The 8,292-nt window shown below is 46.6% G+C and carries 7 protein-coding genes; 4 read left to right on the forward strand and 3 right to left on the reverse strand.

Annotated elements, in window-relative coordinates:
* Nucleotides 1–170: 170 nt before the first annotated feature.
* Both KDK16_RS01295 and traF read left to right on the forward strand, forming a co-directional pair.
* Complete coding sequence (locus KDK16_RS01295) at nucleotides 171–698, forward strand: DUF4400 domain-containing protein (RefSeq protein WP_257274327.1); 528 nt, start codon at nucleotides 171–173, stop codon at nucleotides 696–698.
* The gene (gene traF / locus KDK16_RS01300; protein ID WP_257274328.1) at nucleotides 656–1,591 is read left to right on the forward strand and encodes a conjugal transfer protein TraF; all 936 of its coding nucleotides are present in this window, start codon (nucleotides 656–658) and stop codon (nucleotides 1,589–1,591) included. The genes KDK16_RS01295 and traF overlap by 43 nt, the downstream gene beginning before the upstream one ends.
* Nucleotides 1,592–1,856: 265 nt before the next feature.
* Here traF and KDK16_RS01305 read toward each other — a convergent pair whose 3' ends face one another.
* From KDK16_RS01305 to KDK16_RS01315, 3 genes are all read right to left on the reverse strand, one after another.
* The gene (locus KDK16_RS01305; protein ID WP_257274329.1) at nucleotides 1,857–2,897 is read right to left on the reverse strand and encodes a tyrosine-type recombinase/integrase; all 1,041 of its coding nucleotides are present in this window, start codon (nucleotides 2,895–2,897) and stop codon (nucleotides 1,857–1,859) included.
* Between the two features lie 371 nt (nucleotides 2,898–3,268).
* A complete protein-coding gene (locus KDK16_RS01310) occupies nucleotides 3,269–4,456 on the reverse strand; it encodes a site-specific integrase (RefSeq protein WP_257274330.1) in 1,188 nt (395 codons plus the stop codon).
* Nucleotides 4,456–5,064, reverse strand: a complete 609-nt coding sequence (locus tag KDK16_RS01315; RefSeq protein WP_257274331.1) for an XRE family transcriptional regulator — start codon at nucleotides 5,062–5,064, stop codon at nucleotides 4,456–4,458. Before KDK16_RS01315 ends, KDK16_RS01310 begins: the two co-directional genes overlap by 1 nt.
* A gap of 188 nt (nucleotides 5,065–5,252) precedes the next feature.
* Between KDK16_RS01315 and KDK16_RS01320 the strand changes: the two genes are divergently transcribed.
* Together KDK16_RS01320 and KDK16_RS01325 are read left to right on the forward strand one after the other, a co-directional pair.
* Nucleotides 5,253–5,549, forward strand: a complete 297-nt coding sequence (locus tag KDK16_RS01320; RefSeq protein WP_257274332.1) for an AlpA family transcriptional regulator — start codon at nucleotides 5,253–5,255, stop codon at nucleotides 5,547–5,549.
* Entirely contained in the window at nucleotides 5,546–8,272 is a 2,727-nt protein-coding gene (locus KDK16_RS01325; RefSeq protein ID WP_257274333.1) for a toprim domain-containing protein, read from the forward strand. Before KDK16_RS01320 ends, KDK16_RS01325 begins: the two co-directional genes overlap by 4 nt.
* Nucleotides 8,273–8,292: the final 20 nt, after the last annotated feature.

Below are 8,292 nucleotides of genomic sequence, written 5' to 3' on the forward strand. Positions count from 1 at the left end.
GCGGCGGACGTTTATTGAAAGGCAGAATCCCGATTCTTTGCTCGCCAAAATCCTGGTAGTTCGGACTCATTTCTTATATGAAAAATTCTCAAAAACAAATCAGCCCATTCGCAATCTGGTGTTTCGGGCTTGGCCTGATATTGCTCTGGTTGGCGTTTTCAGGTCAAAACATGACCCAGTACCTGTACAAAGAGCAGCAACAATATGCTCAAAGGCTGGGGCAGGAGAACGCTGTATGGATTATACGAACAGGCGACCAATTATATACAGCCACCATTATGAAATCGGGTATTCAGGACTTTCTTTTGAAACATACGACTATAGACCGAAACTCGGGTGAAGGGTTGGCAAAGGCCATGGAAATCTTTCAGAGTGTGGTTAAGAACTTCCTTAGTCTGATACGACAGCTGTTCTATCGGATCTCCGTATTGCTGGCTTGCCTGCCATTCTGGGGCGTGATGTTTATTGCAGCTATTATCGACGGCCTTTTGATCCGAAAAATCCGTTATCACGATTTTCACTATACCAGTCCATTGCAAAACCTCTGGAGCCGACGGGCATCAAAATGGATTCCGGGTTTATTCCTGTACCTAATCATCATCCCTTTACCGGTTCCAGTATTGCTGATTCCTGCCGCCGCCTGGCTGGCTGCACTATGTCTGGGATGGTGGACAGCCAACTGGCAGAAGAAAGTCTGATGCCCTTCGTTCTGCTATTAGTCGGAATATATTCAGTGACTGCTTCAGCTGAACAACAATGGTTTAGCCGCCACTCTGAAGGCTGGTTCTGGTATGAGCAGATTGCCGAGCCAGAAACCGACGAGAATGAAGCCAACGATCAAACCAAAAGACACCAGCCACACACAACCGCATGGATCAGAAATAACATCGGTCTATACCTGGACAAAGCCATCGAGCTTCCCAGTAGAGAAAACGTCAGTAACTACCTCTATCTCGACAGGTTGATAAAAGAAAAAGCAGAACGGTTTGCCCGTGTCGGAAAACAGGTGATTGAAGGTGACCCATTGCTGGATGAAAACGTTCGTCGCCCTATATCCCCAGCTGCCGCCAAAATAAGTGATGACATGGTGCAACACGCCAGGCAACAGGTTTTACAGCAAATAGCGAAAATTGCCGGGCTCGTTTTTTACTATCAAGGAAGGTGCAGGCTGTGTCAGTTGCAGGCTCAGACTTTAATGGCATTAAGCCAGCACTACAGCTTCAAACTGATTTCCTTTTCTACTGATGGCGAGCTTATTCCTGATTTGCCTGACAGTCGAATCGACAGAGAACCCAGTCCAACACTCAACATACAAGCCTACCCTGCTCTGTTTTTGATGAAACCACCCGACGAAATTATTCAGCTTCGGCAGGGAGTCATTTCTTATATTGATTTGCATAACCGTATTGTTGAAGCAGCCCATGAAGCCCAATGGATTAGCGAGCAGGACTACAAAAGCACGTTAATTGTCCGGGATAACTGGAATGACGCCAGCGCAAACGCAATTCCACTCGCAGGCCGCAAGCTCAAAAAACATCATTCAATAGGTGAAATTGATCATAAACAGTCAAAATCAGCTCTGGTCCATTAAGCGTATCGCTGACTTCCTTGATCTCTCAGTGAACTACACACGAAATGTCATCGTGAAGCAGGCAAACTTTCCCGAACCAAGATTTTCAATCATCGAGGTCAATGGAAAAAAACAAAAAAGCAAACCACGCTGGCTCGATAAGGAAATCAGTGAATGGGTGAGTCAGGAGTACTGCCCCCGATCTGAAATGGAAGAAAAGCAACCTGTAAAACGAGGACGCAAAAGAAGGGTATCAGATGAATTCCAAATCTGAACCGTTTGATTTTCAAGCCAATTTACAAGAAAAATCCTTTGCAGTTTTTCTGAAGTATTTCAGTGTCCTGTTCATATCGGTGTGACCTGCCTGCTTTGCCAACTCAAAGGGTGTCAGTTTCTCAGATAACCGGGTGAGCGCCTCATGTCTGGAATCACGAAATTCAAGATCGTCGATCAGAGTTTTTCTGACAGCAATGCTAAATATAGAACTTACGTTCAGTTTTGAGCTGGAAAACCAATAGTCACCCTCTGTTTTCCCTAACAGTAATAACCGGACTGCTTCACTGGACAGTGCCAGTGTCTTTTTCTTCTTCTCTTTTGTTCTCTCTGCGGAAAGGTTGATCACCCTGTTATCAAAATCGATTTCACTGGCTACCAGATATTTCACTTCCTGTTGCCTCATCGCCGTTTCGATGCATAGCTTCCACAGCAGTGCCACCGTTTGAGCCGGTGTTTCAGGAGCCTTTTGATCTTCCCAATGATCCAGCGCAAAAAGTACCTGCTGAATTTCTTCTTCTGACACTCTGCGATCCCTTGATGCTGATCGATCATCGGCAAATTTGACATTGGCAAAGGGCGACTTTTCGATATATCCCCATTCCCGAGCCATCGTAAACACATTACACAAGAAATTCTTCTCCCTGGCTACTGAGCTTTCCTTGACCGAACTGAGTCGGCTCATTTTCCACTCAGCAATGTGAAAGCTCTTGATGGAAGAAATGGGTTTATCCATCAAATCAGGCAGAGGGGAATGATTCTGGTTGGTCGCCATCTGCTGAAACCGCTGATTCTCGCGTAATGCGGTTTCCCTGCCTTTCTTCCTTGGACTGACTTCATCAACGTATCGAACAAATGTTTCTCTAAGGGTTTTTCGATGCAACTGATGACGCATGACCTCTTCTGCATTCTTCCCATATTCATCAATTTTTCGCTCAAGGCTGGAAGCCCATAAAGCAGCTTCTTTTTTTGTGTCGAACGTGCGGGCCTGGTCAATGCCCTTTTTTCTAACCCGGGCCAACCAACCAGCTTTTCTCTTTTCGAGCCTGGCCATAACAACCTCCGCATTTTTCTGAGGAAGGTAAAAACTGCATGAATTCTGTGCCAATCCCAGTGCCAAAAATGAGTGGCACAAATGACACAAGCGAAGTTTAGCAAGATGAAGAATGATCAATAAAAGAAATGGTTATATAGGGAGGATTGAGCGCAAGACTTTGGCGCAGTAATCGTATAGTGAAAAAACGTGAGAAACAGGTACAAAAAAAGCCTCCCATTTCTGGAAGACTTTTTGGAGTTGGTGCCCGGAGCCGGAATCGAACCGGCACGATCTTAACGATCGGCAGATTTTAAGTCCTATGTACATATCAATAATACCAATGCTTCCAAGAGTTTATTTTTATAAGTGGCACCAATGTGGCACCGACATCAAATATCAGGGATGGCATCAGTCGCTTCACGCTGGTCAACCGTCCTTCTGTTGAAGTACTTCATTGTGGTGGCGAGTGATGAATGGTCTGCAAGTTCCTGAACGGTTTGAGGCTTGATACCTTTGTTCAAGAGATGCGTAGTCATAGTTGCACGGAAGCCCCAGTGAAAAGGCTTGATATAAGGTAAGCCAACCTCACGAAATATTTTTGTTGCATAGTGGCTGATGTTGCTAGTGTCGGAATGCCACTGTCGACCATCGCCTTTGTCCAGAAACCATTTTTCTTTCCTGGAACGATTCGCTAAATCTTGCTTTAGAAAATCATAAAGCTGGTCATTGATTGGCTTATTTGGAAACTTCATTTTCTTTGGCTTCCAGCCCAACTCTGGCACTTCTCTAATGCGGATAATTCTTCTTTTCATATCAATAGCTGACAGAGGCAAAGACCACAGAGCACCAAGTCTCAGCAAAGTATTAGAAGCCATCATGAATGCACGGTACATATTGGTTATGGCGCACACGTCATCAGTGCGTGTGTATTCTGCCATTTTTTGTAGTATCAACTGTTTTGCTCTGGAAAGATCCTCCACTGTGTATGTTTCCATATCCTTCTGGGGCACAGTTGGTATTTTTAGTTCATGACGCTTGTCGATAATGTCATGAGCAAAACACCAGCGCAGGAAAATACCCAATTGTCGAACATGAGTACTCTGGGTAGCTGCAGACATAGTGGTGCCATCCACCTTACCAGGTTGTTTCTTAAGGTATTTGATAAACAGAATATTTTTCTTGCGGTCAAAATCACGAACTTCATGATTACCAGCAGCTTTCAGATAGTAGTCAATTGAACGGACATACAGGTTCACCGTTTTTTCATCATTAGTGATTGTCAGTTCATCCTTCCATTCGTCACGGGCCTGACGCATGGTCATTCGCTTTTTTTCCTGCTTCTGTTTTTTTAGTATCTCTTCTTCTTTGGCCTGATCCGCTTTAAGCTGGTCGGCAGTTTTTTCGTAGAGCTCCCATAACCTGGCACTCTGTTCTTCTTTGTCCAAATGAGCAATAGATGCTTCAGAGCACAACACTCGCCGTATACCATTACGCCCCCGCTGATAACCACCCGGTGGCGGGAATTGCCCTACCCAATTGCCTCTATCCTTTTTGTATCGTTTCCTTGCCGCTGCCATTACTGGTGACTCCCGATCCAGACCACCTGCCCTATCACCTCCAACTTCTCAGGTGACAGCTGATAGCTTCTGTATGCTTTGTTATCACTGACCACATCAACTCCAGCACCGGGCAACCACTGCAACCGCTTTACAAACACATTGCCGTCTATTTTGACAAGAAAAAGACCATCACCTTTGGTACGGCTGGTGTCCAGCAGCAGCTTATCGCCTTTGTTGATGGTTGTGGCCATAGAGTCATCACCAGCCTTGAACATCACACAATCGTCTGGATTGGTGCTCATCTCATTAACCAGATAACTCCGCTCAAACATCACTGGTGCATTGCCCTCTTCGTAATAGGACACAGCCACATAACCACTGGCATTAGTGATGCCTGGTGCATCTCCATGACCATCATCACCATCGACCAACCAGGAAATAGAGACCCCGCCAGCCCGGGCAATAGCTTGTAACTGAATCAATCCTGGATTCTTCACATCGTCCCTGATCAGTCTGGATAACTGAGATGTACTGACGTCTGTCATCTCATGCAGGTTAGATGAACCACCGACCTGCTCCTGAACATAGCGAATACGAGCACCCATTGTTTTTAGTTCGTAGATCATCTAATTCTCCGTATTCCAGATTTGGGAAAATATCCCTGATATGGGTTGACATCCATACAGGAAGTGTTAATTTTCACATTAGGGATTTAAGCCCATATCTGCAAGTTTCGCCCGATTTATGCAGATTTCGTTAGCTACAAGGGCATTTCTAGCAAGTACGGGAAAATATTGCAATGACGGAAGAGAATTTGACTGAATTTTTAAGCCAGTTTGCCCGAATCATGACCAGAAACCATGATCTGGACATCCGCGTGGATGATTTCCTGACCCGAGACGAAGTGTGCAAGATCATCAAGATCAACAAAGACACACTGCGCACCCGTATCCGTTCCGGCCAGTTTCCGGAGCCCGTATCCGTTGCCGGACAGGAACGCTGGGCAACCTCCCAGATCAATAAGTTTATCTACAAGACCAACCCTCATTTGAGCGCCAGCCGAGACCTGCGCGATGAAGCACGGGCAGCTATCGAGGAGCATTCAGCATGAACTTCAAGATAGACAGGGATGAGCAAATCGTCGACGCGCTACGCAACGATCATTCGTTCAGTTTCAAGGAAACCACCAAGGTACTGCGCTATGGTCGCTGCCCAGACTGCAATCGCAAGTCAGTCTGGGTTTCAAAAGAAAAGCCAGGTCGTGTTTTCTGCGACCATCAGGAAAGCTGTGGCTACACAGAAACTACTCGCGAGCTTTACCCAGACCTTTATGAAAATTATGTGGAGCGTTTTCCGGCCACCATCGACGATCCGAATGCCACAGCCAGAGCCTATCTTGAAGAAGCTCGGGGTTTTAATCCGGGCCTTATTGCTGGCTGGTACCAGCAAGGTTGTTTCCAGCACCATGGATTGATGGCTCCCACCGTTCGCATTCCATTATGGGATGAGCATTTTGAAGAGCGCCTGATTGATAAAAATCATATCCAGCAGGCAGGCCGAAAAAACAACTACACCAAAAACGCCCCAAAGGAAGACCGACAATGGCAGCCGCCTCTCTTTAAACTGGAAGATAAAGACACCTGTGTGATTACAGAGGGTATTTTCGATGCCTGGGTGTTCTATCACTTAAACTATGACATCAAAACCAGCTACAAGGCAGTAGCCGCCTTTGGCAGTGGCAACCTCCCCCGCAACCTGATCACAGAAAATAAAGGACGGGATATTGTCTGGGTGCTGGCCTATGACAATGACGACGCTGGCCTGAAACACCTGGCCGACCATATCAAGTTTATCGAAGACCTGGACGAAACCGTTCAGGTGATGCTCCGTCGCGGAAAGAAAGACTGGAACGACGAATACCAAGAAGGAAACCTGGACCAGAAGTATCTGGATGACAGTCTGTGGCGTGGTTGCCTGGCTCAAGCCAAAGACCACAAAGAAAAAGCCTTCTGGCGCTGGATGAAAACGCCCTGCTCCCGTTTGATCATCGACCATGGCCATGCCCTTTGGCGTTTCAAACTCAGTGAAAAAGCTGTTGAAGACTTTGATGAGAACTTTGGCGAGATCAAACGTTCATCTTTCTGGACTGATCCGAACGCAGCCGTCGAGTCTGCCCGGATTCTCTTCAATGGCTACACCGGCATGCCCGAACAAATCAGCCCGGTACACCCGCAGTTTTTGTATTTGGAAAGAGACTCCCTGACCAAAGATCAATGGTATGTATTCAGGGTTACATTCCTGAACCGCAGCAAGCCGATGCTGGTCGCACTGACTAAGAGCGATCTGAAATCACCCAGCGCATTAAGTGAAGCTCTGGAAGGTTACACACCTGGTGGCCGTTTTGATGGCGACAGCACCGACCTGCTGATACTTAAAAGACGTTGGTTTGACTATGGCATCAGCACAGTTAGGACCCTCTCTTTCATTGGTTATGACGAGGAAACCGGTGTTTACACCTTTGTCGGAGAAGAGAACCCCAACAATCGTGGGATGCCTACTGATTTCGGTTTTTATAAAAACAAGTTGATCCGCAGCAACCAGATGGGTTTTCTAAAGGCCGGTGAACACGCAATAAAAAGCAATGCCAACGATATAAAGCTCACCCGGGCTAGTGGCAAATGGTCTCCAGACTGGCTGCCTGCGTTTCACCAGGTATTCACAGATAAAGGTATTGTTTCAATGGCCTGGTGGCTGGGTACCTTATTTGCGCAGCAGATCCGGAAAGAATTCAAGAGTTTTCCTTTTCTGGAAGTCATTGGCGCACCAGGTGCCGGTAAATCCTCACTGCTTCGCTTTCTCTGGAGATTGGTTGGCAGAGAAAACTACGAAGGTGACCAGCCCCAGCGTGGATCAAGCGTCGGCAGTGCAAGGGGTATGGCTCAATCATCAAACTTAGCCTTTGTTCTCCTGGAAGGTGATGCTGACAGCAAATTCAACCCTGAAGACCTTAAACCCCTTTCTGATCATGGCGCTGTTCTGAGAAGGACAGGTGTTAAAAATGTTGGCACCGACACCCACGTTTTAACGTTCAAAGGCGCACTTTGTATCAGCCAGAACGATGTTGTTCAGGCCAGCAGAGCAATCCTGTCCAGAATCGTCCATGTCTATTTCACAGACGACCATCATATCCCGGGACAAACAGATATTTTGTTTCGGAAAGTTGCCGGAATACCTGCTGAAGACTTGTGCGCCTGGCGTGACATTGCACTAACCAATGAGGCCATGGTTATGGCCAGATTCCGCAAAGAATTTACCCGGCTTGAGATCGAATTCAAAAAGCGTGACAGCAAGATGATGATCCGGATTGCTGAGTTTCACGCAATGATCGCTGCACTGATTCACTGCTTACAAATCATCTTCGGTACTAATTATCTGACAAACGTCATGGTTAAGCGTCTGGAAGAGTACCTCTGGGACATGGCTCAGGATCGACAGAAGAAATGCAGAAAGGATGACCCATTAGTCGAACAATTCTGGGAGTACTACGAACACCTGAACCGATCCAGTACCGGCTACCAGAGCGAGCGCCTGAACCACTCTATCAAGCCGGAATTCATCGCCATAAAAATGACCGAATTCGAGGCCATGTGTAAACAGGCTGGTCTGGACGGTCTCAAGACCAAAATGCGCGAAATCAAACCCCTGCTGAAGGGCTGCCACAGTCACCCCTTTGTAAAAGTCGGCAACGTCAAGAGCAAGTTATTAGGACACGGAGAAACAGCTTACTGCTGGATTTTTGAAAAAGAACCCAAGGACAAAAAGAAACAGGCATAAGCCGACAAGGTGGGTATAGG

This window comes from Endozoicomonas sp. SESOKO4, from assembly GCF_024606275.1.